The sequence below is a fragment of the Geobacter hydrogenophilus genome (assembly GCF_018501225.1).
Taxonomy (GTDB): domain Bacteria; phylum Desulfobacterota; class Desulfuromonadia; order Geobacterales; family Geobacteraceae; genus Geobacter; species Geobacter hydrogenophilus.
Genome location: NZ_JAHCZI010000003.1, coordinates 31,754 through 55,789, shown reverse-complemented (window position 1 = coordinate 55,789; position 24,036 = coordinate 31,754). Strand labels below are relative to the sequence as shown.

The 24,036-nt window shown below is 62.9% G+C and carries 18 protein-coding genes, 1 tRNA gene and 1 other RNA gene; 8 read left to right on the top strand and 12 right to left on the bottom strand.

Going from position 1 to position 24,036, the window contains the following annotated elements; all coding sequences use genetic code 11:
- Window positions 1–26 precede the first annotated feature (26 nt).
- The 12 genes from selB to KI811_RS18765 form a co-directional block, all read right to left on the bottom strand.
- Window positions 27–1,937, bottom strand: a complete 1,911-nt coding sequence (selB, locus tag KI811_RS06180; RefSeq protein WP_214185604.1) for a selenocysteine-specific translation elongation factor — start codon at window positions 1,935–1,937, stop codon at window positions 27–29.
- Window positions 1,934–3,742, bottom strand: coding sequence for an ABC transporter ATP-binding protein (locus tag KI811_RS06175; RefSeq protein ID WP_214185603.1), 1,809 nt, complete (start codon window positions 3,740–3,742; stop codon window positions 1,934–1,936). Before KI811_RS06175 ends, selB begins: the two co-directional genes overlap by 4 nt.
- A gap of 142 nt (window positions 3,743–3,884) precedes the next feature.
- On the bottom strand, window positions 3,885–4,472 hold the full coding sequence (locus KI811_RS06170) for a GTP-binding protein (protein ID WP_214185602.1): 588 nt from the start codon (window positions 4,470–4,472) through the stop codon (window positions 3,885–3,887).
- Between the two features lie 19 nt (window positions 4,473–4,491).
- Window positions 4,492–4,983 carry a roadblock/LC7 domain-containing protein gene (locus KI811_RS06165; RefSeq protein ID WP_004514225.1) on the bottom strand — a complete coding sequence of 164 codons (492 nt, stop codon included), beginning with the start codon at window positions 4,981–4,983 and terminating at the stop codon, window positions 4,492–4,494.
- Between the two features lie 268 nt (window positions 4,984–5,251).
- Window positions 5,252–8,839, bottom strand: coding sequence for a pyruvate:ferredoxin (flavodoxin) oxidoreductase (gene nifJ / locus KI811_RS06160; RefSeq protein WP_214185601.1), 3,588 nt, complete (start codon window positions 8,837–8,839; stop codon window positions 5,252–5,254).
- Window positions 8,840–8,899: 60 nt separating this feature from the next.
- Complete coding sequence (recR, locus tag KI811_RS06155; RefSeq protein WP_214185600.1) at window positions 8,900–9,493, bottom strand: recombination mediator RecR; 594 nt, start codon at window positions 9,491–9,493, stop codon at window positions 8,900–8,902.
- A gap of 276 nt (window positions 9,494–9,769) precedes the next feature.
- Window positions 9,770–10,084: a YbaB/EbfC family nucleoid-associated protein gene (locus KI811_RS06150; RefSeq protein ID WP_004514228.1), complete on the bottom strand. Its 315-nt coding sequence runs from the start codon at window positions 10,082–10,084 to the stop codon at window positions 9,770–9,772.
- A 70-nt stretch (window positions 10,085–10,154) separates the two neighbouring features.
- Entirely contained in the window at window positions 10,155–11,888 is a 1,734-nt protein-coding gene (gene dnaX, locus KI811_RS06145) for a DNA polymerase III subunit gamma/tau (RefSeq protein WP_214185599.1), read from the bottom strand.
- Between the two features lie 84 nt (window positions 11,889–11,972).
- Window positions 11,973–12,071: signal recognition particle sRNA small type (gene ffs / locus KI811_RS06140), an RNA gene on the bottom strand.
- A 97-nt stretch (window positions 12,072–12,168) separates the two neighbouring features.
- Window positions 12,169–12,256 (bottom strand) — tRNA-Ser (locus tag KI811_RS06135).
- 89 nt (window positions 12,257–12,345) lie between these two features.
- Window positions 12,346–14,070: an ABC transporter ATP-binding protein gene (locus KI811_RS06130; RefSeq protein ID WP_214185986.1), complete on the bottom strand. Its 1,725-nt coding sequence runs from the start codon at window positions 14,068–14,070 to the stop codon at window positions 12,346–12,348.
- 345 nt (window positions 14,071–14,415) lie between these two features.
- Entirely contained in the window at window positions 14,416–14,538 is a 123-nt protein-coding gene (locus tag KI811_RS18765; protein WP_281415137.1) for a hypothetical protein, read from the bottom strand.
- Between KI811_RS18765 and KI811_RS06125 the strand changes: the two genes are divergently transcribed.
- From KI811_RS06125 to KI811_RS06090, 8 genes are all read left to right on the top strand, one after another.
- Entirely contained in the window at window positions 14,530–15,114 is a 585-nt protein-coding gene (locus KI811_RS06125) for a 4Fe-4S dicluster domain-containing protein (protein WP_214185598.1), read from the top strand. The genes KI811_RS18765 and KI811_RS06125 overlap by 9 nt on opposite strands.
- Window positions 15,111–16,001, top strand: a complete 891-nt coding sequence (locus KI811_RS06120; protein WP_214185597.1) for a CoB--CoM heterodisulfide reductase iron-sulfur subunit B family protein — start codon at window positions 15,111–15,113, stop codon at window positions 15,999–16,001. Before KI811_RS06125 ends, KI811_RS06120 begins: the two co-directional genes overlap by 4 nt.
- Window positions 16,002–17,999, top strand: coding sequence for a CoB--CoM heterodisulfide reductase iron-sulfur subunit A family protein (locus tag KI811_RS06115; protein WP_214185596.1), 1,998 nt, complete (start codon window positions 16,002–16,004; stop codon window positions 17,997–17,999).
- Window positions 18,000–18,503, top strand: a complete 504-nt coding sequence (locus tag KI811_RS06110; RefSeq protein ID WP_214185595.1) for a hydrogenase iron-sulfur subunit — start codon at window positions 18,000–18,002, stop codon at window positions 18,501–18,503. It abuts the gene before it with no gap.
- Between the two features lie 12 nt (window positions 18,504–18,515).
- A complete protein-coding gene (locus KI811_RS06105) occupies window positions 18,516–19,445 on the top strand; it encodes a 4Fe-4S dicluster domain-containing protein (RefSeq protein ID WP_214185594.1) in 930 nt (309 codons plus the stop codon).
- Window positions 19,446–19,453: 8 nt separating this feature from the next.
- Entirely contained in the window at window positions 19,454–20,482 is a 1,029-nt protein-coding gene (locus tag KI811_RS06100) for a 4Fe-4S dicluster domain-containing protein (RefSeq protein ID WP_214185593.1), read from the top strand.
- 82 nt (window positions 20,483–20,564) lie between these two features.
- Window positions 20,565–21,410: an FAD/NAD(P)-binding protein gene (locus tag KI811_RS06095; RefSeq protein ID WP_214185592.1), complete on the top strand. Its 846-nt coding sequence runs from the start codon at window positions 20,565–20,567 to the stop codon at window positions 21,408–21,410.
- A gap of 228 nt (window positions 21,411–21,638) precedes the next feature.
- Window positions 21,639–24,029 (top strand): sensor histidine kinase, encoded by a 2,391-nt coding sequence (locus KI811_RS06090; RefSeq protein WP_214185591.1) that lies wholly within the window; start codon window positions 21,639–21,641, stop codon window positions 24,027–24,029.
- Window positions 24,030–24,036 lie beyond the last annotated feature (7 nt).

Sequence of the window (24,036 nt, the reverse complement as noted above, 5' to 3'; positions counted from 1 at the left end):
CTTGCAATGCGCCAGAGTGCGAACCTTTACCCCTTACGCAGAATCCGCTTGTCGCCAACCCGGATGGTGATTTTCTCCTGATCGAAAAACTCAAGGAGGGGGATCATGAATTTACGGGAGAGACCGGTGAGCTCCCGAAACTCCGGGGGGGTGATCTCCCCCTTCTCCCGAAGGCGGGCGACGAGTTTCTCCCGGATCTCTCCGACAGGGCCGGGGGCGTAAAACACGTCGCTCTTGAGCTTCACGGCCCGCCCCTGCCGGGCAAGGATGTTCAGGTGCTCCAGGATCTCCTTCTCGCCGCAGCGAAGCTGGTCGCACAGTTCCTTCACGGTGGGAGGCTCGAAGCCACCTCGCAGAAGGGCTGCCTCGATCCGCCCCTGGAGGCCGGACTGGTCCACGGTCGGCTCTCCCGTGCGGCCGGGGAGTTTCACCAGTTCCCGCTCCACCACCACCTTGCCCTCCTTTTCGAGAGAAGTCAGCAGTGGCGTGAAGAAACGGGGATCACTCCGCTTCGGAAGGCGGGTCTTCAACTCCTCCTTGCCGATCCCTTCTTTCAGCGGGTTATCCCGCAGATACCCTTCCACCTCCCCCAGAAGATAGGACTTGAGGGAACCGAACGCCTCCCGGGAGAGGAGGATCCGGGGTTCCCGGACCACCTGCACCACCTCGCCGGCCGACAGGAGCGAGGCCAGGGCAGCCTCGGTCCTGCGGGGGGAGAGGCCGCTGCGGAGCGATATTTCCTCGAAGGCAACGCCGGAGAGGAGGCTTCCGGCCACCAGGAGCCTGACGGTGTCCGCCTCGGCGTGCTCCCCCAAGGCATGGAGGAGCGCCAGCGCCTCATCGGAGCGCCGCCGGCGACGGGGGGGCATCGGATCCAGGACCCGGCCGCCGCCCACGGTGACCTGGGGGGAGTAGGAGCGGAGCACGAAGGGGTCGCCGGGGAGGAGGAGCACCGGATGCTTCAGGCGAAGCTGGACAAAGGCGGATTCCCCCGGCGCCAGGACGTCCCGGTCCAGGAGGATCACCTGGGCCGGGACCTCGTAGGTGGCTGAATGGAGCCGGAGCGTGGCCCGGTGCCGAAGCTCCTTGGGGGCCGAGGATAGGAGGTCGAGTCGGACATCCACGGCACGGGTGGCCCGGAAAACGCCCCGGGGCACCACGATGTCCCCCCGCACCACCTCCGTGTGCTCCACCCCCTGGAGGTTCACGGCCACCCGCTGGCCGGCGCCGGCCGCATCACCCTTGCGGCCGTGGGTCTGTACACCCCGCACCCGGGCCGCCCTCCCCGACGGGAGCAGCTCAACCTCGTCCCCCACCCGGATCTCGCCGGCCAGGAGCGTCCCGGTCACCACCGTGCCGAAGCCGGTGACGGTGAAGACCCGGTCCACGGGGAGGCGGAACGGGCCTTCGCTCCGCTTTTCCTCCACCTGGGCGGCAAGCCGGGCCAGTTCAGCTTTCAGCTCGTCAATTCCGGCGCCGGTCCGGGACGAGACCGGCACCACCGGCGCCTCCTCCAGGAAGCTCCCTGCCAGGTACTCCCGTACCTCTTCGGCCACGAGACCGAGCCAGTCGGGGTCCACCATGTCGCTCTTGGTGAGGGCAACAAGCCCCTTCTTCACCCCCAGGAGCTGGCAGATCTCCAGGTGCTCCCGAGTCTGGGGCATGACCCCCTCGTCGGCTGCGATGACGAGCATCACCAGGTCCATCCCCCCCACCCCTGCCACCATGGTCCGGACAAAGCGCTCATGCCCCGGCACGTCCACGATGCCGAACTGGACGCCTCCCGGCAGCTCCAGGTGGGCAAAGCCGAGCTCGATGGTGATCCCCCGCTTCTTCTCCTCGGGGAGACGGTCGGTGTCAATACCGGTGAGAGCCCGGACGAGGGAGGTCTTGCCGTGATCGATGTGGCCGGCGGTGCCGAGGATGAGGTGTTTCATGGATTGTCCTGTTCCCTGAACTGAAGCTGATGGAGCCGGGCGTAGACCCCTCCGGCGGCCAGGAGCTCCCGGTGGGTCCCCTCCTCCACCTTTTCACCCCGATGGATGACGACGATCCGGTCGGCATCCTGGACCGTGGAGAGGCGGTGGGCCACCACCAGAGACGTCCGCCCGGCCATGAGCGCCTGGAGCCCCTCCTGGATGAGCCGCTCAGACTCGCTGTCGACGCTGGAGGTGGCCTCGTCGAGGACGAGGATCTCCGGGTCGAAGGCCACGGCACGGGCAAAGGAGATGAGTTGCCGCTCGCCGGCGGAGAGGTTCACTCCCCGTTCCCGCACTTCCTCGTCGTACTTTTTGGGAAGCGCCTCGATGAACCGGGCGGCCCCCACGAGCCGTGCCGCCTCCTCCATCCTGGCAGCGGCCCCCTTGTCCCCCAGGGAGATATTGAACCCGATGGTGCCGGTGAAAAGATACGGTTCCTGGAGGACCACGCCGATCCGGCGCCGGAGTTCGGGAAGGGGCAACTCCCGGATATCGGTGCCGTCGAAGCTGATGCTCCCCCTGCTCACGTCGTAGAGGCGGGAGAGGAGTCGGGTCACCGTCGTCTTGCCGCCGCCGGTCTCCCCCACCAGCGCCACCTTCTCCCCCCGCCGGATGGTGAGGTTAATCCCCTGGAGGACGTACTCCTCGTCCTTGTAGGCGAACCAGACGTCCCGAAAGCTAATGGCGTTGATTCCCCCCTCACCCCCAGCCCCTGTCCACGGGGGAGAGGGAAGCCGACGTCCGGGTGAGGGGTATCCATCCCTTTCCGTGTCCAGCAGGTTGAAAATCCGTTCCAGGGCCGCCATGGCTCCCTGCATGATGGAGTACTTGGCCGAGAGATCCCTGATGGGGCCGAAGAATTTTTCGGTGTACTGGATGAACGCCACCAGTGCTCCGAAGGTGAGGGCGCCCCCGACGATCTCCCCCCCGCCGTACCAGATGATGAGCCCCACGGCGATGGAGGAAAGGGTCTCCACCAGGGCGTAGAGAGAGGCATCCCAGGTGATGACCGGGAGGTTGGCGTCCCGGTACGCGGCATTGAACCGCGAAAACTCCCGCCGCTCGGTTTCTTGCCGGTTGAAAAGCTGAACGACCGCCATGCCGCCGATGGTCTCGGCCAGAAATGTATTGAGGTTCGCCAGCCGAGCCCGCACCTCCCGGAAGGCCTTGCGCATCCTGACCCGAAACGTGAAGGCGACCCAGATGAGCACCGGCAGGACTGCGAAGGTGACCAGGGAGAGCTTCAGGTTCATCCAGAGCATCACCCCGACGATCCCGGCCAGGAAGAGGATATCCCCCACCACCGTGATGATCCCCGCTGCGAACATCTCGCCGAGGACTTCCACGTCACTGGTGAGCCTCGTCACGAGGCTCCCGGTAGGAGTCCGGTCGAAGAAGGAGACCGGAAGCCGCTGGACGTGACTGAAAAGCTCAATGCGGAGATCGAACATCACCTTCTGCCCCAGGTACTGGAGGAGCCAGACCTCAAAGAACGTCAGGAGCGATTCGACAAGGATCAGGGCGAGAAACCCTGCCGCCACCAGCGGCAGACCCTCCATCCGGCCGGTGACAATGTGCTCATCGATGGCCACCTTCATGATCCAGGGCTGGGCAAGCCGGGCCGCCGCCGAGAGGGGAAGGAGGCAGAGGGCTGCCACGGCGAGCCACCGGTAGGGGAGCACGTAGCGGACAAACCGCGCCATGAGCCTGCCGTCATAGGCCTTCCCAACTATCTCGTCTTCGTAGGCACCGCCGAAATGCATCGTCCCCCGCCTGAAAGCCCGTCCTTCGGCTTCTAACCGTCGGTGGCCGCCATTCTACGTCATTTTACCGGCAGGCAAAACAAAAAAGGCCCATGGCAATGCCATGGGCCACAAACTTGGGGACAATCTACGCACCGAAGCTTCAGCGCCCTTTCTTGAGGTCAATGAGAATCAGCTTGGCGACCGCCTTCAGGGTCTCGAAAACCCCTTCGCCGGTGGAGGCGCAGGCCTCGAACTCGGGAACGCCCGTTGGGTTCAGTTCCCGCCGGAGTTCTTCCACGGACAGGACTTCCGGCAGATCCCGCTTGTTGTACTGAATGACATAGGGAAGCTTGTCCAGATCGTACCCCTGTTCCTTGAGGTTGAAACGGAGGTTGTCCAGGGACTCGATATTGGCATCCATCCGCTCTTCCTGGGAATCGGCCACGAAAACCACGCCGTCCACACCCTTGAGGATCAGCTTGCGGGAGGCATCGTAGAAGACCTGGCCGGGGACGGTGTAGAGGTGGAACCGGGTCTTGAAGCCGCGGATCTCGCCAAGGGCCAGGGGGAGGAAATCGAAAAAGAGAGTCCGCTCCGTTTCCGTGGCGAGACTGATCATCTTCCCCTTCGCCTCGGGGGCAGTCTTCTGGTAGACGTACTGGAGGTTGGTGGTCTTGCCGCAGAGGCCCGGCCCGTAGTAGACAATCTTGCAGTTTATCTCGCGCGATGCGTAGTTTATGAAGGACATCCGCCGTACCCCCGGGCCGTCAGTTGAAGAGATTATCGATGTCGTCGTCGGTGATCTCGGCGAAGGGGAACTCCTGGATGCCGCTCCGCTCCTTCTCCTCGGCCTTTTTCATGAGCCGGTCGAAGATGGCGGTCAACTCCTCAGAGGCCTTCTTGACCCGAAGCCTGACCAGTCCCAGGGAGGAACGGGTGTCGAAGAGGACCACGAGAATCACCCGCCCGCCGACGATGGAGATATGGAGGTTGTCCTTTTCCCCCTCGTGGAACAGGATGGAAAATTCCTTCTCGCCGATCAGCTTGGCAAGACCGCCGGTGGCGGCGATGTTTCCCGCGGTGAGCGATGCCAGCGACGTGGTGTCGAACCGCTCGGTCTCGCCGCAGCCGGCGATGAGCTGGCCGTTTTTGTCGACCAGGAAGATCACCTTGGCGTTGGCCTCCCGGAGCAGCTTCTCGATCGCAAGATTGATCAGCCTGAACTCCTCGTCGTACATCACCATCTGAGGATCTGCCATGTATGCACCCCTTCACCGGGCTGTAAAAAATTTGCACCGATACGGATGGGTTATAACAAAAATTTGACACTCGTTCAAGGAGAGAAAACAGCGTCGGTGCGGCACCTGCCGTCACAGCCGCCGCTAGCACTTCCGCAACTAGCCGACATTTCTGCAAAATCAAGGCCAGCGTATCAATGACACTTTCAGTATCTGTCCATGGTGTTTCGTGCAACAAAAAACCCCGGCAAGAATCCTTGTCGGGGTTTTTTGTTGTTACGGGCAGACGTTACTTCTCGCAGGTTTCCTCGAAGTTGAGGGCCGCCAGCTTCTGGTAGTAGCCGAAGTGGGCCTTGGACCAGGCAGCCGCCTTCCGCATCAGTTCCTCGTACCCCTTCGGGTTGTTCTTCCTGAGGACGCGGTAGCGGTTCTCGCTGTTCACGTACTCTTCGAAGGCAATGGTCGGGGCTTTGCTATCCAGTTGCAGCGGGTTCTTGCACTCGGCGGCAAGCGCCGGGTTGTAGCGGTACAGCGGCCAGTAACCGGAGTTAACCGCCCGCTTCTGGCAATCCACGGCCTTGGTCATGTCGATGCCGTGGGCGATGCAGTGGGCATAGGCGATGATGAGGGACGGACCGTCATAGGCTTCGGCCTCCAGCATGGCCTTAATGCACTGGGCCGGATTGGCAAGCGACACGGCCGCCACGTAGACCGAGCCGTAGGACATGGCCATCATGCCGAGGTCCTTCTTGGAAACGGCCTTGCCGCCGGCGGCGAACTGGGCGACGGCGCCCAGCGGGGTCGACTTGGAGGCCTGGCCGCCGGTGTTGGAGTAAACCTCGGTGTCGAGTACCAGCAGGTTGATGTTCTTGCCGCTGGCAATGACGTGGTCGAGACCGCCGTAACCGATATCGTAGGCCCAGCCGTCGCCGCCGATGCACCAGATCGACTTCTTGACCAGGTAGTCGGCAACGGTGAGGAGACGCTTGGCCTCCGACTCGGGGCAGCCGGCAAGGGCCTTTTTCAACTCAGCTACCCGGTTCCGCTGGGCCTCGATGCCGGCCTGGGTCGACTGGTCGGCACCCTTGATCTCGTTCATGAGGGGTACCGCGCTCGTGCAGGAAGAGCAAGAGCAGGAGGAGGAAAGCTTGTCGATCAGCTCAAGGGCCATGGCGTTGAACTTGTCCACGGCCAGCCGCATGCCGTAACCGAACTCGGCGTTGTCCTCGAACAGGGAGTTGGACCATGCCGGACCAAGCCCGTCGGCCCGCTTGGCGTAGGGAGTGGTGGGGAGGTTACCGCCGTAGATGGAGGAGCAGCCGGTGGCGTTGGCGATAAGGGTCCGATCGCCGAAGAGCTGGGTCAGAAGCTTCAGGTACGGAGTCTCGCCGCAGCCGGCGCAGGCGCCGGAGAACTCGAACAGCGGGCGGACCAGCTGGGAGCCGCGAACGGTATCCAGCTTGGCCACGGTCGGATCAACATCGGGAAGGGCGAGGAAAAACTCCCAGTTCGCCACCTCCTGGGCACGGAGGGGAGCCTGGAAGGCCATGTTGATGGCCTTGTGGTTCGGGTCTTCCTTGCTCTTGGCCGGGCAGTTGTGGACGCAGGCGCCGCAGCCGGTGCAGTCTTCCGGAGCCACCTGGATGGTCAGCTTCTGCCCCTTGAACTCGGGGACCTTGCAGTCCACCGACTTGAAGGTGGCCGGAGCGCCGGCAAGGGCCGAGGCGTCGTAGGCCTTCATCCGGATGGTGGCGTGGGGGCAGACGAATGAGCAGATGCCGCACTGGATGCAGAGTTGCTCGTCCCACACCGGGATATCAACGGCGATGTTCCGCTTCTCGAACTGGGCGGTGGCCGTCGGGAAGGTGCCGTCGGCCGGCATTTTGGAAACCGGCAGATCGTCGCCAAGGCCGGCGATCATCGGAGCGGTGGTCTCCTGGACGAACTGGGGCGCCTTGGGGCTGACGACCGGGGGCTTCGTGATGGTGCTGGTGGCCTTCTCCGGCACCTTCACCTCGTAGAAGTTGTTGAGGCCGGCATCGACCGCCTTGTTGTTCATGGCGACAACGGCTTCGCCCGCCTTGCCGTAGGACTTCTTGATGGCATCCTTGATCTCGGCAACGGCCTGATCCAGCGGGATGATGTTGGAGATCTTGAAGAAGGCGGTCTGCATGATGACGTTGATCCGGGGTCCGAGGCCGATCTCGTTGCCGAGCCGCACGCCGTCGATCACGTAGAACTTCAGCTTCTTGTCGATTATCTGCTGCTGCACGTCGGTGGGGAGCTTGTCCCAGATCTCGTTGTGGTCGAAGGGGGCGTTCAGGAGGAACGTGGCTCCCTGCTTGGCCTTGGCCAGCATGTCGTACTTCTCCACGAAGGCGAAGTTGTGGCAGGCCACGAAGTCGGCCTCCTGCACCAGGTACGGCGCCCGGATGTACTTCTTGCCGAAGCGCAGGTGCGAGGTGGTCATGGAGCCGGCCTTCTTGGAGTCGTAGACGAAGTAGGCCTGGGCGTTGTTGTCGGTCATCTCGCCGATGATCTTGATTGAGTTCTTGTTGGCGCCCACGGTGCCGTCGGAGCCGAGGCCGAAGAACATGGCCTGGTAGGCCCCTTCCATCGGGTTGAAGAAGGAGGGATCGCAGGGGAGGCTGCTGTTGGTGACGTCTTCCGTGATGCCGACCACGAAGTTCCTCTTCGGCTTGGCGACGGAAAGGTTATCGAACACTGCCTTGGCCTGGGCCGGGGTAAACTCCTTGGAACCGAGGCCGTAGCGGCCGCCGACGATGACCGGATAGCCGTCGAACTGGCATTTCCCGTCGGCCATGGCCTCGCCGATGGCGGTACGGACATCCAGGTAGAGGGGCTCGCCCAGGGCGCCGGGCTCCTTGGTCCGGTCGAGGACGGCGATTTTCTTGACGGTCTTCGGCAGGGCGGCGATGAAGGCATCGATGGGGAACGGCCGGTAGAGGTGGACCTTCACCACGCCGATCTTCTCGCCCTTGGCTGTCAGGTTCTCCACGGTCTCCTGCACCGTGTCGGCGCCGGAGCCCATGATGACGATGATCCGGTCGGCGTCGGGAGCGCCCACGTAATCCACCAGTTTGTACTGGCGGCCCGTGATCTTGGCGAACTTGTTCATCTCCTCTTCGACGATCTCGATACATTTCGGGTAGTAGGAGTTGACCGTCTCACGCCCCTGGAAGTAGACGTCGGGATTCTGGGCGGTGCCGCGCATGACCGGGTGGTCAGGGGAGAGGCCCCGGGCCTTGTGGGCGGCGATCAGCTCGTCGTCAAGCATGGCGCGCATGTCGTCGAAGGTCAGCTCTTCAACCTTCAGAACCTCGTGGGAGGTACGGAAGCCGTCGAAGAAGTGGAGGAACGGCACCCGGGCGCGAAGCGTGGCGGCCTGGGAGATCAGGGCGAAGTCCATGACCTCCTGGGAGTTGTTGGAGCAGAGCATGGCCCAGCCGGTGGAACGGCAGGACATGACGTCGGAGTGGTCGCCGAAGATGGAGAGGGCCTGGGCCGCGATGGCGCGGGCCGAGACATGGAAAACCGTGGAGGTCAACTCGCCGGCGATCTTGAACATGTTCGGGATCATCAGGAGCAGGCCCTGGCTGGCGGTGAAGGTGGTGGTCAGCGCCCCTGCCTGGAGCGCGCCGTGGACGGCACCGGAAGCGCCCCCCTCGGACTGCATCTCGACGACCGACGGAATGGTCCCCCAGATGTTCTTCTCACCCATGGCGCTCTTCATGTCCGAGATCTCTCCCATGACCGAAGACGGGGTGATGGGGTAGATGGCAATCACCTCGTTGGTGGCGTGGGCCACGTGGGCGGCCGCTGTGTTGCCGTCGATGGTAACCATGTTGCGACTCATGCTCTCCTCCTCTGTGATAAATACGAAACAGCGTTAAACTGTCGTCGTTCCTGAGTTGTCCTACAATTCGCTCCGCCCCTCGAGGGCCCGCTGGACCGTGGCTGCGTCCACATACTCCAGATCGCTCCCCAGGGGGATGCCGTGGGCAAGCCGCGTGACCCTGATGCCGAGGGGCTTGATCTGCCGCGCAAGATAGAGGGCAGTTGTTTCCCCCTCAACGGAGAAGTTGGTGGCAATGACCACCTCCCGCACCGCTCCCCCTTCGAGCCGCCGCATCAACTCGGCAATCCGGAGCCGATCGGGGGTGACGCCGTTCAACGGCGACAGGGCCCCCTGAAGGACGTGGTAACGCCCCCTGAAGGCCCGGGTCCTCTCCACCGCCAGAAGGTCCTGGGGTTCCTCGACAACACAGAGGGACGTCTCGTCCCGGTCACTGCTGCAGAGCCGGCAGGGATCTTCCTCGGTGATGCCGAAGCAGATGGAACAGAATTTCACCCGGCTCAGCACCTCGCCGAGGCTCTCGGCAAGGGCCGCGGTATTCTCCGGGTATTTAAGCAGGTGAAAAGCGAGCCGCAACGCGGTTTTTTCACCGACACCCGGCAATTTCTGCAACTCCGCAAGGAGCCGCGCAAACGAGTTTGACGACTGTAGCATAGTTCCCGCCAAAGATAAAACAATTTTTTATTAAAACGAAAATAAAACTTTTTACTCGCAGTAAAGTTCCACCGCTTTTTGCGATTTGCACTAAAGATTTTTTAGTTACAGTAAAATTTACCGTTTTGATGCTGCAACCGTGAGCCCGCCACCACCCCAAAAATCAAGCAGAGTTTTCATTTTCGCGGCAGATACAAAGAAGGGGCGACAGCCTTCCAGCTACCGCCCCAAAACCGGCTGCAACCGGGACAATGCCCGGACAGACCCATGCCAGACTCAAAAAAGACCGGGGATATTGAGGCCGCCCGTAATCTTGCCCATCTCCTCGGAAAACTTGGACTGAACCTTTTTGAGGGCCTCATTCACTGCGGCAACGATGAGGTCCTGGAGCATTTCCACATCATTAGGGTCAACCGCTTCCGGCTTGATCGTCAGGGAAACGAGCTGGTTCTTGCCGGTCACCACGGCAGTCACCGCACCCCCCCCCGCCGTCGCCTCTGCGGTCTGCTGCGCCGCCTCCTCCTGCAGTTTTGCCATCTTCTGCTGCATCATCTGGGCCTGTTTCATGATACCTGCCAAACCTTTGGACATCTGTTCCTCCGTGGTTTCGTGGAATGAGATTTACTCTTGATTAAAGAGTTTTGTTGAAATTAAAACATTGTTAGCGGGGCTCTTTCCCCTCCAGGGGCTCAACCTCCGCAAGGGTGCCTCCGAAGACATCCAACGCATCGGCAACCGCGGGATGAGAGGTGGCGGCCTGCTTCAGGACGGTCTGCTGCTGTTCCTTCTCAACCCTTTTTTTTTCCAGAAGATTGGGAGGAGCCTCCGCCGCGCCAGGGGCAAGGGGACGCATGACGAGGACGGGCTCGGCCGAGAAGAACTGGCGGGCCAGCTCCTTCAAGGCGGCCTGGGAGTCGCTGTCCCTGAGGCTCGCGAGGGCGAAGGCACCCTCGGGAAAACCGATCTCCAGCCGTTCCGCCGTGACAACAAGGGGGCTCCCCTGCTCAAGCATGGAGCCGAGCCGGGGCTTCCTCCCCTTGACGAGGGCGACGAAATCAGCCCAGGAATCGCCGGTCCGGCGAGGCTCCGACGCGGGCTTAGCCTCCTCGCGGCGCGGAGCGGGAGCAGAGGGTGCAGCCTGCCGCTCGGCCGTCCGTGGCGGTGGAGTGGCGGCGGTGCGTTCAGGTGCCCTAGAACCGGCAGGCGCCGGGGGAGTTGGCCGCCACTGGACCCGAGCGTCGGCAACGCCGCCGCCTTCTTCCTCGATCCGGTTCAGACGCTCCAGGAGCTGATCCACCGGCACCGCCGGCGCCAGAGTCGCCATTTTGACCAGGGCCATCTCCAGCACGAGCCGGGGGAAGGAGGTATGGCCGAGTTCCCCGTCAGCCCGCAGCAGCACCGTCAAGTGCCTCTGAAGGTCATCAAGAGGAACGCTCTCCGCCTGCTGCCGCAGGGTCGCCAGTTCCGCCTCAGAAAGGTCAAGGAGGTCGGTGCCGTCCCCCACCGCCTTGAGGATCAGGAGGTTGCGAAGGTGGTCGATGAGTTCGCCGCAGAATTGCCGCATATTGTAGCCGAACTCGTCCACCCGCGCCACGATGTCGAGGACTGTCCGGGTATCCCGGCCAAAGACCGCCGCCGTGGCATCGAGAAGAAGCCGTCGGTCCACCACCCCCAGGAGGCTCACCACCTCCTCGTCCCGCACCTGATCGCCGCAGAAAGCGAGGACCTGGTCGAGCACCGACAGGGAGTCGCGCATGCTCCCGTCCCCCTTGCGAGCCACCATGGTGAGAGACGCGTCACTGATGGCGATCCCCTCCTGGTCCACGATGTGGCGCAGGCGCCCCACCACCTTGCCCAGCGGTATCCGCCGGAAGTCGAACCGCTGGCAGCGGGAGAGAATGGTGATCGGCACCTTGTGGGGCTCGGTGGTGGCGAAGATGAACTTGACGTGGGGAGGGGGCTCTTCCAGGGTCTTCAGCAGGGCGTTGAAGGCATTCGTGGAGAGCATGTGGACTTCGTCGATGATGAAGATCTTGTAGCGAAGCCGGGACGGGAGGTACTTGACGTTCTCCCGCAACTCCCGGATGTCGTCGACGCCGGTGTTGGAGGCGCCGTCGATCTCCAGGACATCCACGGCGGTGCCGGCGGTGATCTCCGTGCAGGCGGGACAGACATTGCACGGCTCGGGGCTCATCCCCTGCTCGCAGGTCAAGGCCTTGGCCAGAATGCGGGCGGACGAGGTCTTCCCGACCCCACGGGCGCCGGTGAAAAGGAACGCATGGGCGATGCGGCCGGAATCGATGGCGTTCTGAAGGGTCTGGCTGACATGCTCCTGGCCGGTCAGGTCGCTGAAGGTCTGGGGGCGCCACTTTCGCGCGAGAACGAGATAGGACAAGGGATCAACACCTCACGACGCGGTCGGATGCTTGCGTGCTCGGAAAGGGGGGGAGGGTGTAACGGGGGCGTTGCGGGCACAACTGATAGCTGGGCTTCCCCGCGGCACACGGTGTCAGTTACTGCCGTTGCTTCCTTCCGGACCTGGCGGGGTTCATAACCTACCGTTGCGCGGGACCCAGCTATCAGCTCTGCCCGCAAAAGACGCTCGGCCCGGAACGGGTGTCCGGGCCTCGGTGTTATTGTCACACAAGCCACGGCGGACTTGTCGATTTCCATTATGGCGGAGAGAGAGGGATTCGAACCCTCGGTACCTTGCAGTACACACGATTTCCAGTCGTGCTCCTTCGACCTCTCGGACATCTCTCCGGAACCATGGACTATAGTATAAGCCCCCCGGTTTGTAAAGCCACTTTTTTCTCCCACTTTTCTCACTGCAGAAGAGCATACCGGACAACTCAGAGGCTCGCAAGCTCCCGGCGAATCTGCTGCTCACGCCACATGGCGCCGTAGAGCCCGTCACGGGCCACCAGCTCGTCATGACTCCCCTGCTCGGCAATGACGCCATCCTTCAGCACGATGATCCGGTCGCACTCCCGCACGGCCGAGAGGCGGTGGGAGACAACGATGACGGTTCGATCGCCCCAATAACCCGAAAGCCCCTCGAGTATCGCCTCTTCGGTCTGGGCGTCCACGGCCGACAGGGGGTCGTCAAGGATCAGGACGGCCGGATTCTTGAGAAGTGCCCGGGCGATGGCGGCGCGCTGCTTCTGGCCACCGGAGAGGGTCACGCCCCGCTCCCCCACCAGAGTATCGTAGCCGTCGGCGAAGCGGAGCACATCCCCCTCCAGACTGGCAAGGCGCACCGCCACCGCGATCTCCTCCACAGTCGCCCCCTCACTGCCGTAGGCGATGTTCTCGCGGATGGTGCGGGAAAAGAGAAAACTCTCCTGAGGAACGAACCCGATGGCGCTCCGGAGCTGGGCCAGCGGGAGCCGGTTTATGTCGACCCCGTCCAGGAAAATCTGACCATCCGGAACCGGATAGAGCCGGGCCAGCAGGCGAACCAGAGTCGATTTGCCGCTCCCCACGGGCCCGACGATGCCGAGGCGGGAACCGGCTGGAATAGCGAGCGAAATTCCGCCTAGAACCTGCGACGACGCTTCCCCCATGCCGTTGTATGAAAATCTCACCCCCCGCAGCACGATCTCACCCCGGGGAGGACCGGCATCGGCCGGCGCCTTCGGCTCCGTGACGATGGGAGTGGCGTCCAGCACCTCGTTGAGGCGGGCCATGGACGCGCCCCCCCGCTGGATCAGGTTGAGAATCCAGCCAAAAACGATCGTGGGCCAGACCAGCATGGCCAGATAGCCGTTGAAGGCGACGAAATCCCCCAGAGTCATGACGCCGTCAATGACCCGCTCCCCACCCAGGAAGAGGACAATGAGGGTGCCGAAGGCCGAGGCGGCCGCCATGATGGGAAGCAGGAACCCCCGCAGCCGCGCCATGGTCATGTTGCGGGCCAGGTAGCGACGGCCGGTTTCCTCGAAGGCGGCCACCGTCGCCTCTTCGCGGCAGTACGAGCGCACCACCACGGCTGCGGCGATGCTCTCTTCCGCCTGACTGGTGAGGCGCGCCAACTCCTCCTGGGCCCGCCTGGAATGATGGAACATCCGCCGGGTAATCCCCTTGGCGGCGACGATCATGAGAGGGAAGGGGATGACGGCCCAGAGGGTGAGGGAGCGGTTGATGCTCGCCATGAGAACTATGGCGGACACATAGACCAGGGCGGTATTGATGACGTTCAGGATGCCGAAGCCGAGGAGCATCCGGACGTTGGTCAGGTCGTTGGCGAAGCGGGACATGAGGTCGCCGGTCCGCTCCCCGGCAAAATAGGGCATGTCGAGGGTGAGGAGCTTTCCAAAGAGGTCTTCGCGGATGGCATACTCGATTCGCCGGGCAGCATGGAGGAGCGTCGTGCGGGAAAAGATCCGAATCACGCCGTGGAAAAGGGCCGTGACCATGATAACCCCACCGTACCAGGCGGCGGAACGGGTGGCAGTGTCCGGATTCCGGAGGCTTTCCACCGCCAGCTTCAGGAGCCATGGGATCAGAAGAGAGAAGGCGTTGGTCCCGAGCAGATAGATGGCGCCAAGGACATACGTCCCGCGACGTTCCCGCATGTATCCGTAGAGTCGTCTGAGCTCGCCGATGGGTCGCCTCCCGGGGAGATAATTGCTCCGGACCTTGTAATCCATTTCCGGCTCGTTGTCAAAATCAGGTCCAGCACCCATCCCGTCATGCTGACCGTTCCAGTTTTGCAACCGACTGGCGGCAACGGGCCGATTGAACAGCGCAGTTTTCAGCAACAGTGCGCACCCACAAAGTCACACACCGTTTTACTTTGGCATTGACAAGGTATTGTGCCCTGTGGTACCACAATTTAATAATACTAAAAACTACACCTGTTCAGCCCCGTCAAACAACGACTAATAGAATATTTGTTTTAGTAAAAGTAAAACCACCCTTTACTTTTTCATAATTGCGCGACGGAGCACCAATTCCTCCCCCTTCCCCATGCCGCTCCGCACCTCGATTTCCGCCCCCTTTCTTCCTTCGGCCACCCCTGCCCAGGAGGTCGTATGAAGCACTCCACAATGCGTCTCTCCACCGAGACGATGAATCTGGACTTCGTGAAGAAGGTCGAAGCCCTGTCGGGCAGCTCCGTGCGGCGCTGCTTCCAGTGCGGCAAGTGCTCGGCCGGCTGCCCCATGCGCAGCTTCATGGAGCATCCCCCCAACCGGATCGTCCGGTTCCTGCAACTGGGGCAGTACGAGCGTGTCCTGGCCGGCCGGAGCATCTGGTACTGCGCCTCGTGCGAGACCTGCACCACCCGCTGCCCCAACAAGGTGGACCTGGCGGCCATCATGGACGCCCTGCGCAAGTGCTCCTGGGACGCCAAGGGGCCTTCCAAGGAATCCTACGTCCAGCTGGCCAACCGCCTCTTCATCGACAACATCCGCACCTACGGCCGCCAGTACGAGATGCGGCTCGCCGCCGTCTTCAACGTAAAGAGCGGCCAGTTCCTGAAGGATCTCATGCTCGGCCCCAAACTCATCACCAGGGGGAAACTCAAGGTGTTCCACCAGAAGAACAGGAACATGGCAGAGATCGAGCAGATCTTCAAACGGATCGAAGAGATGCGGAAAAAAGGGGAGGCACCGTGACCCCTGCAAAGAAGCTCCTTTCTTACTCTTACTATCCCGGCTGTTCGCTCCACGCCTCGGCCAAGGAATACGACGAATCGACCCGAGGACTGTTCAAGGCCTTGGGGATCGGTCTCAAGGAAGTCCCCGACTGGCTCTGCTGCGGCGCCACGCCGGCCCACAACGTGGATGAGCTCCTCTCCCTCTCCCTCTGCGCCAAGAATCTCTCCCTGGCCGAGGGGGTGGAGGGGGATCTGGCCGTGGCCTGCGCCGCCTGCTTCTCGCGGCTGAAAGTGACCCAGCACCACCTGGCCGACAACGAAACCAAGCGCAAGCAGGTGGAGTACGCCATCGCCGGGGCCGTGAACCTGCAAAAGCCGGTCAAGCACCTCCTGGAGATCCTGGCGAAGGACTTCGGCCTCGACCGGCTCACTGAAGCGGTGCAGAAGCCCCTTTCCGGCTTGAAAGTTGCCTGCTACTACGGCTGCCTCCTGACCCGCCCCCCCGAGGTGCCGGAGCTCGACTGTGTCGAGGCCCCCACCATCATGGAGCGGGTCATCGGCGCCGTGGGTGCCGAGACCGTCCGCTGGAGCCACCGGATGGAGTGCTGCGGCGCCAACTTCACCCTGTCACGGCCAGGCGTGGTCCTGAAGCTCTCCGGCAGTATCCTCGATTCCGCCAAGGCCGCCGGCGCCGACTGCCTCATGGTCGCCTGCCCCTTGTGCCACGGCAACCTGGACATCCGCCAGAAGGAGATCGAAGAGGCCACGGGAGAGCGCTTCGGCATGCCGGTCTTCTACATGACCCAGCTTCTGGCCCTGGCCGTGGGTGTGGCGCCGGGGAAGCTCGGCTTTGACAGCATGATCGTGAACCCGCTGCCACTTCTGAAAGAGAAAGGGCTGGTATAGATGTCGAGAATCGGCGTATTCGTCTGCCACTGCGGCGAGAACATAGCGAGAACCGTGGATGTCGAGAAGGTTGCTGCCGAGGCCGCGCGGCTTCCCGGCGTTGCCTATGCCACCGACTACAAGTACATGTGCTCCGACCCGGGCCAGAATCTCCTGAAGAACGCCGTGGCCGAGCACCGGCTCGACGGGATCGTCGTTGCCGCCTGCAGTCCCCGGATGCACGAAAAGACCTTCCGCAATGCCGCGAAGAGCGCGGGCCTCAACCCCTTCCTCTGCGAGATGGCCAACATCCGGGAGCACTGCTCCTGGGTCCACGAGGACAGAGACGAAGCCACCGCCAAGGCCAGCGACATTGTGGCGATGATGGTCGCCCGGGTAAAGAAGGACAAACGGCTCGTCCCCATCACCGTGCCGGTCACGAAACGGGCGCTGGTCATCGGCGGGGGAATCGCCGGGATTCAAGCCGCATTGGACATCGCCGACGCCGGCCACCAGGTGGTGCTCGTGGAGCGGGAGCCCTCCATCGGCGGCCACATGGCCCAACTCTCCGAGACCTTCCCGACCCTCGACTGCTCCCAGTGCATCATGACCCCCAAGATGGTCGATGCCGCCAACCACCCCAACATCACACTCCACACTTACTCCGAAATCGAATCGGTGGACGGCTACATCGGCAACTTCCAGATCACCGTCAGGAAGAAGGCCCGAAGCGTCATCGAGGAGAAGTGCACCGGCTGCGGCGTCTGCTCCGCCAAGTGCCCCCAGAAGAAGATCCCCAACGCCTTCGACAAGAACCTCGGCACCCGTCCCGCCATCTACGTCCCCTTCCCCCAGGCGGTCCCCAACACGCCGGTCATCGATCGGGCGAACTGCACCTGGTTCAAGACGGGAAAATGCGGTGTCTGCCAGAAGGTTTGCGGCCCCGGCGCCATCGACTACGAACAGGAGGACCGGCTTATCGTCGAGCCCGTGGGGGCCATCGTGGTTGCCACCGGCTTCGAGCTCTACTCCATTACCGAGAAGCCCAAAGGCTCCCCCATCAAGGGATACGGCGAATTCGGCCACGGCACCATCCCCGACGTCATCGACGGGCTCACCTTCGAGCGCTTGGCCTCGGCCAGCGGCCCCACCGGCGGCAAGATCCTCCGCCCCTCCGACGGCAGGGAGCCCAAGCAGGTGGTCTTTGTCCAGTGCGTGGGAAGCCGCGCCCGGGAAAAGGGGATCAGCTACTGCTCCAAGATCTGCTGCATGTACACCGCCAAGCACACCATGCTCTACAAGCACAAGGTCCACGACGGCCAGGCCTACGTCTTTTTCATGGACGCCCGGACCCCGGGAAAGAGCTACGACGAATTCTGGCGAAGGGCCATCGAGGAGGAAGAGGCGGTCTACATCCGAGGGATGGTCTCCCGGCTCTACCAGAAGGGGGACAAGATCGTGGTCATGGGGAGCGACGTCCACGTGGGGGTCCAGGTGGAGATCGAGGCGGACCTGGTGGTGCTTGCCACCGCGGTCCAGCCGAGGGCCGGCGCCGACACCCTTGCCCAGAAGCTCGGCATTTCCTACGACAGCTACCACTTCTACTCCGAGGCCCACGCGAAGCTGAAACCCGTGGAGTGCGCCACCGCCGGGATCTATCTCGCCGGAGCCTGCCAGGGGCCGAAAGACATCCCCGACACCGTGAGCCAGGCGAGCGCCGCGGCAGCCAAGGTGATGACCCTCTTTGCCAAGGATGAATTGGAGCGGGAACCCATCGTCGCCAAGGTGAACGAGAAGAACTGCGTTGCCTGCCTCTACTGCAAGAAGGTCTGCCCCTACGGCGCCGTGGAGGAGAAAGAGATCCGGGACCGGCAGGGGAATCTGATTCGCGTTGTGGCCTACGTGAACCCCGGGGTCTGCGGCGGCTGCGGCACCTGCCAGGCGAGTTGCCCCTCCAAGTCAGTCGAGCTGGATGGCTACACCGATGAGCAGATCATGGCCATGATAGAGGCGCTATAAATGCACGCACACAAAGAGAACCACGCCTTCGAACCGAAGATCGTCGCCTTTGTCTGCACCTGGTGCACCTACGCCGGGGCAGACCTGGCGGGGACCGCGCGCCTGCAGTACCCGGCCAACACCCGGGTGGTGAAGTTCCCCTGCACCGGCAGGATCGACCCGGTCTTTATCCTGCGGGCCTTCCAGAAGGGGGCCGACGGGGTGCTCGTCTCCGGGTGCCATCCCGGGGACTGCCACTACATGGCGGGGAACTTCCACGCCCGCAGGCGCTTTGCCGCCTTCCGGGCGCTTTTGGACTTCATCGGGGTGGACCTGAACCGCTTGCAGTTCTCCTGGGTTTCCGCCGCCGAGGGGGGGAAGTGGGTGGAGGTGGCCACGGAGCTCACCGAGCGGGTCCGGGCCATGGGGCCGATGCGGGAGTTTCGGGAGCTGGAGACCGAGGAGCAGTGGTCCGGGGCCATCGACACGCCGGAGCTGCAGGCGGCATACGAAGCCATTCCGTAGGGGCATGATGCAATGACGAATACCGCACAGACAATCGACCCGGCCCTCTATGCCGCCGTGACCGACGCCATCCGGGCCGAGGCAAAGAAGGTTCTCGAAGCCGGCGCCGCGGCCGCCGTGGTGGGATGGCAGGCAGGGCGAAGGCAAGGCACCGCCATGCCGGCCATCATCACCGACCCGGCAAAGGTTGCGGAACTCATCTTTTCCCCGGCCTGCGTCAACAACCTGGCCCTCTATCTCTCCAAAGCCAAGAAGGAGATCCGGGCCAGGGGACGGATCGCCATCGTGGTCAAAGGGTGCGACCTCAAGGCACTTGTGGGACTCATGGGGGAGAACCAGCTGAAACGGGAGGATCTCCACGTGATCGGCGTGGTGTGCGCCGGAGTGCAGAGGGCCGGTGCCGCCAAAGATATCCCCCTTTCGGAAGAGACCATCGCCGGCAAGTGCCGGGAGTGCACGGTGCACACCCCCGAGGGTGCCGACGTGACCGTGGGCACCCTCCCCGATTTGCCGCACTTCACGCCGGTCGAGAGCGAGGAACTCTCGCGCCTTGAGGCCATGACCCCGGCACAGCGCTGGAGCTTCTGGAAGGAGCACTTCGCCCGCTGCATCCGCTGCTACGCCTGCCGCCAGGTCTGCCCCTTCTGCTACTGCGAGCAGTGTCTCTGCGACCGCAACCGCCCCCAGGCGGTGGAGACCACTCCGCGGCCGGCCGGAAACATGGCCTGGCACATCGTGCGGGCCATGCACCTGGCAGGCCGCTGCGCCGGGTGCGCCGAGTGCGAGCGGGTCTGCCCCATGGACATTCCCCTCAATCTCCTGAACCGCAAGATGGCCAAGGAGTTGAAAGAGCTCTATGGCCACGAGGCGGGGTTCGAAGTGAAGGAAAAGGGGCCCCTGGCGCAGTACCGGGAAGACGACGACCAGAGTTTCATCAAGTAGGGAAAGCCATGCCAAAGACCATCACCGATCAAAACCTCCGCCTCCTCATCGACGCGCTTGTCGCCGAAGGAAAGCGGGTCGTCGGCCCCAGGGCCGCCGGCACCATGACCCTCTACGCGCCCCTCGCGAAAGGGGAGGAGCTGAATCTCGGAGAACTTCCCCGCCGCTCCGCCAAGGAGACCTTCTTTCCCCTGTGCGAGACCATCCTCACCTACGAGCGGGACAAGGAGGGGGTGCGGGTCACCGACGTGGACCCCGGCACCATCCCCGGGACGGTGCTCGTCGCTGCCCGCCCCTGTGACGTGGCCGCCGCCCCGGTCCTGGACTCGGTCTTTTCCTGGGATTTCAAGGACGAGTTCTTCCTAGAGCGTCGGAGAAAGACCACCATCATCGGCCTGGCCTGCACGAGGGCAGACGACGCCTGCTTCTGCACCGCCGTGGGGCTTTCCCCCAATGACACCAAGGGGAGCGATCTCTTCCTCACCCCCCTCACCGACGGCGGCTACCGCTGCGACGCCATCACCGAGAAGGGGGAGGCGCTTCTGGCGACCCACGCCAGCCTCTTTGCCGAGGGTGACGGCACCCCCGCTCCCCTGGCCGAGCCGAGCCTCGGGAAGCTCGACCTGGACAGGATCAAGGCCTGGCTCGACACCCACTTCGAGGACCCGCTCTGGGGAGAGATCGCGGAGCGCTGCGCCGGCTGCGGCGCCTGCGCGTTTCTGTGCCCCGCCTGCCACTGCTTCGACATCGTGGACGAGGGGGGAGAGACCAAGGGGACGCGGCGAAAGAGCTGGGACGCCTGCGGCTTCGGCAAGTTCACCAACCACGCCTCGGGCCACAACCCCCGCGACGTGCAGCCCCAGCGCTACCGCAACCGGATCATGCACAAGTTCAAGTACTACGTGGACAAGTTCGACCAGAGACTCTGCACCGGCTGCGGCAGGTGCATCCGCGCCTGCCCCGTGGGGATTGACATCGCGGAAATTCTTTCCGCGATCGGGACCAGGGACCAGGAACCAGGGACCGGGAAAGACTAAGAAAGGAACCAGGGGACGGGGAGCCCGGGGCTGGTAAAGGTTTTTACCGGTCCCCGGTTCCTGGTCCCCGATCACCGATTTTATGTGCGACCACAGCAAAAACATCTACCTCCCCCAGCTCGCCACCATCGCGGAAATCGTCGACGAGACCGCCGACATCCGCACCTTCCGGCTCGTGTTCCAGGACGAAGCAGTGCGGGACAACTTCAGCTTCCGGGCCGGCCAGTTCGCCGAGTACTCGGCCTTCGGGGCCGGGGAGGCCACCTTCTGCATCGCCTCGGCGCCGACCCGCCAAGGGTACATCGAGTGCTGCTTCCGGGCCGTGGGGCGGGTCACCGAGGCGCTCCGAAGCCTGGAGGTGGGAGACGCCATCGGCGTGCGCGGCCCCTACGGCAACTCCTTTCCCATCGAGGAGTTCTTTGGCAAGAACCTCGTCTTTGTGGCCGGGGGGATCGCGCTCCCGCCACTGCGGACCCTCATCTGGCAGTGCCTTGACTGGCGGGAGAAGTTCGGCGACATCACCATCGTCTACGGCGCCCGCACCGAAGGGGACCTGGTCTACAAGCGGGAGCTCAAGGAGTGGGAACAGAGAGGCGACGTTCGGCTCGTGAAGACCGTGGACCCCGGCGGAAACTCACCCGACTGGGATGGCAAGGTCGGTTTTGTCCCCACCATCCTCGAAGAGGCGGCCCCCTCGGCGGACAACACCATCGCCCTTGTCTGCGGCCCCCCCATCATGATCAAGTTCACCCTGCCGGTGCTGGAGAAGCTCGGCTTTGCGGATTCCGCCATCTACACGACCCTGGAGAACCGGATGAAGTGCGGCCTCGGCAAGTGCGGCCGCTGCAATGTGGGCAACGTCTACGTCTGCAAGGACGGACCGGTCTTTACCGCCGCACAGGTTAAAGCCATGCCCCAGGAGTTCTGAACACCTTCTTATCACCCGACCTCTCAGCAGCCGGCAGCACTGGTTCTTGCCCGTGGGATTCTCCCCGCCCCCCTCCCGTTACGCCAGAACAGGCCCTTACCCTTTCGGAACGCATCTTGCTGTGTCAGTGTACTAAGTTTTTTTATGTTCCTGACACCGGCGTCACGCTTTATAATCCTCCATAGGTTTACCTTGTTTCGTTCCGTCAGGGAGGGGCATCTCTCGGCAATGCACAACCACACAACATCGAAGATTAAGACCATTGCCGCCGCCCTGCTGCTCGGCACCCTCGGATTAGCCGCCAACTGGCTGAACCCCTCCCTCTTTTTTGGTGTCAACATCTTCTTTGGTTCTTTCTTCGTCATGCTTGCCCTGTTCCGCTACGGGACAGGGGCCGGCGTCCTGGCGGCAGCCCTGGCGGCAAGCTACTCCCTGGTCTCCTGGCACAGTCCTTTGGGGATGCTGGTCTGGGTGGGCGAGGCCCTGGTCGTGGGAATGATGCTGCGGCGGTCCCGCAATATCGTGTTTCTTGACACCCTTTACTGGTTCTGCCTCGGCATGCCCGTGTACCTGTTTTACCATGTGGTGAACCAGTCCGACCTGTCACTGGCCGTCCTGCTGACTCTCAAGCATGGAGTCAACGGCATCTTTAATGCTCTGGCCGCCGCCCTGCTCCTTCATCTGGCAAACCTCTCACAGGCTTTCAGGCGTCCCGGCGAAAAGCCAACCCACTTCCACCACCTCCTCGCGACATCCATGGTGGCTGTCATCCTCATTCCAGGCATCTGTTACGTCGTCCTCGATATCCGGCAGGACATATCACGGGAAGAGCAGCGGGTCCACCAGCGGTTGCAGACCACCACGAACCTTACCCGCCAGATGATCGAGACCTGGCTTGCCGACAAGACCCACGACGTCCAGACCCTGGCGTCCCTGGTCGGCGACCCCCAGACCACCCCTGCCGTCACCATCCAGAAATATGCCGATCTGACCAAGCTCCTCTCGCCGCACTTTGTGAAGATGTCGGTCCAGAACAGCAAGGCCATCTCCGTAGCCTTCGTTCCGGCGGTGGATGAGCAGGGACGTTCCAATGTGGGGAGGGATTACTCCGCCATGCCCTACCACAGGATCGTGCGTAAGACCCTGCGACCGGCGGTTTCTGACATCGACTACGGGACCATATCGAAGGGACCCCGGTTGGCCCTCTTTGCCCCCATTGTCATTGATGGCGAATTCCGCGGTTACTGTACCGGCGTCGTCGAGATCGCGCGCATGACGGATCAGTTGCGAATCATCGCTGGGAGCCGTGCCGTGGACATCACCCTCCTGGACCGGAAACGGCAAGTCATCGCCAGCACCGCCTCAGCCAGGAAGATGATGGAGCGTTTCGATCCCGGCCAGGGGGTGGAGCGGCGCCAATTGACGGAAGGGCTCTACCAGTTCATTCCCCGCACCCCAGGAGTCACGATACTTCAGCGCTGGCAACAGGCGTCCTTCGGCATGGATTCTCCCCTCAATACCGATGTACCGTGGTCCATTGTCATCACGACGCCCATGAAACCGTTTCTGGAGGAGCTCGAGAACAACGCCAGCCGGGGTTTTGCCCTTATCCTCGCCCTCATCCTCTTCTCCATTGCCACCGCACACGTGGCCAGCGCAGCGTTCACCCGCCCCATCGCCCACCTGGAGCAGATATCTGCCACCCTCCCTGCGGACGTGATACGGCACAAGGAGGTTGACTGGCCCCACAGCGGCATTCGGGAGGTGGCGGGGCTCATCGGCAACGTCCGGCAGATGGCGGCCACGCTCCAGGGTTACGTCCATGAACTCCAGACCCTCAACGAATCGTTGGAACAGAGGGTGGTCGAGCGTACCGAGGATATCCGCCGCCTCAACGAGGAGTTGGAGGAACGGGTCAACGAGCGGACGGCGCAGCTGAAATCGGCCCTCCTTCACATGGAGTCCTTCTCCTACTCCATCTCCCACGACCTGCGGGCGCCCCTGAGGGCAGTGAACGGTTACGCCACCATCCTGCTGGAGGATTTCGCGCCGGACCTTCCGGCCGAGGCCCAGCGGTACCTCACCCAGCTCGCCGGCAACGGCGTCAGGATGGCGGCCCTCATCGACGATCTCCTGACCTTCTCGCGCCTCAGCCGCCACCCCCTGAACAGGGAGGCCGTGAATCCTGCCGTCGTGGTCCATGAGGTACTTGAAGAACTGGAGGGGGAACGGGCGGGACGCACGGTCCAGATTACGGTGGGAGAGCTCCCCCCCTGCCAGGCCGACCCTTCCCTCATCCGGCAGGTTTTCGCGAACCTCCTCTCCAACGCCCTCAAGTACAGCCGCAAACGGGAGGACGCCCGGATAGAGGTGGGGAGTTTCAAAAAGGACAGGACAACGGTCTACTTTGTGCGGGACAACGGGGACGGCTTCGACATGGCGTACGCCGACAAGCTCTTCGGTGTCTTCCAGCGTCTTCACCGCAGTGAGGATTTCGAGGGGACCGGCGTGGGGCTCGCCATCGTCCACAACATCGTCACCCGCCACGGGGGAACGGTCTGGGCCGAAAGCGCGGCCGGCAAGGGGGCAACCTTCTTCTTTACCCTTGCCGAGGGGTAACTGAAGA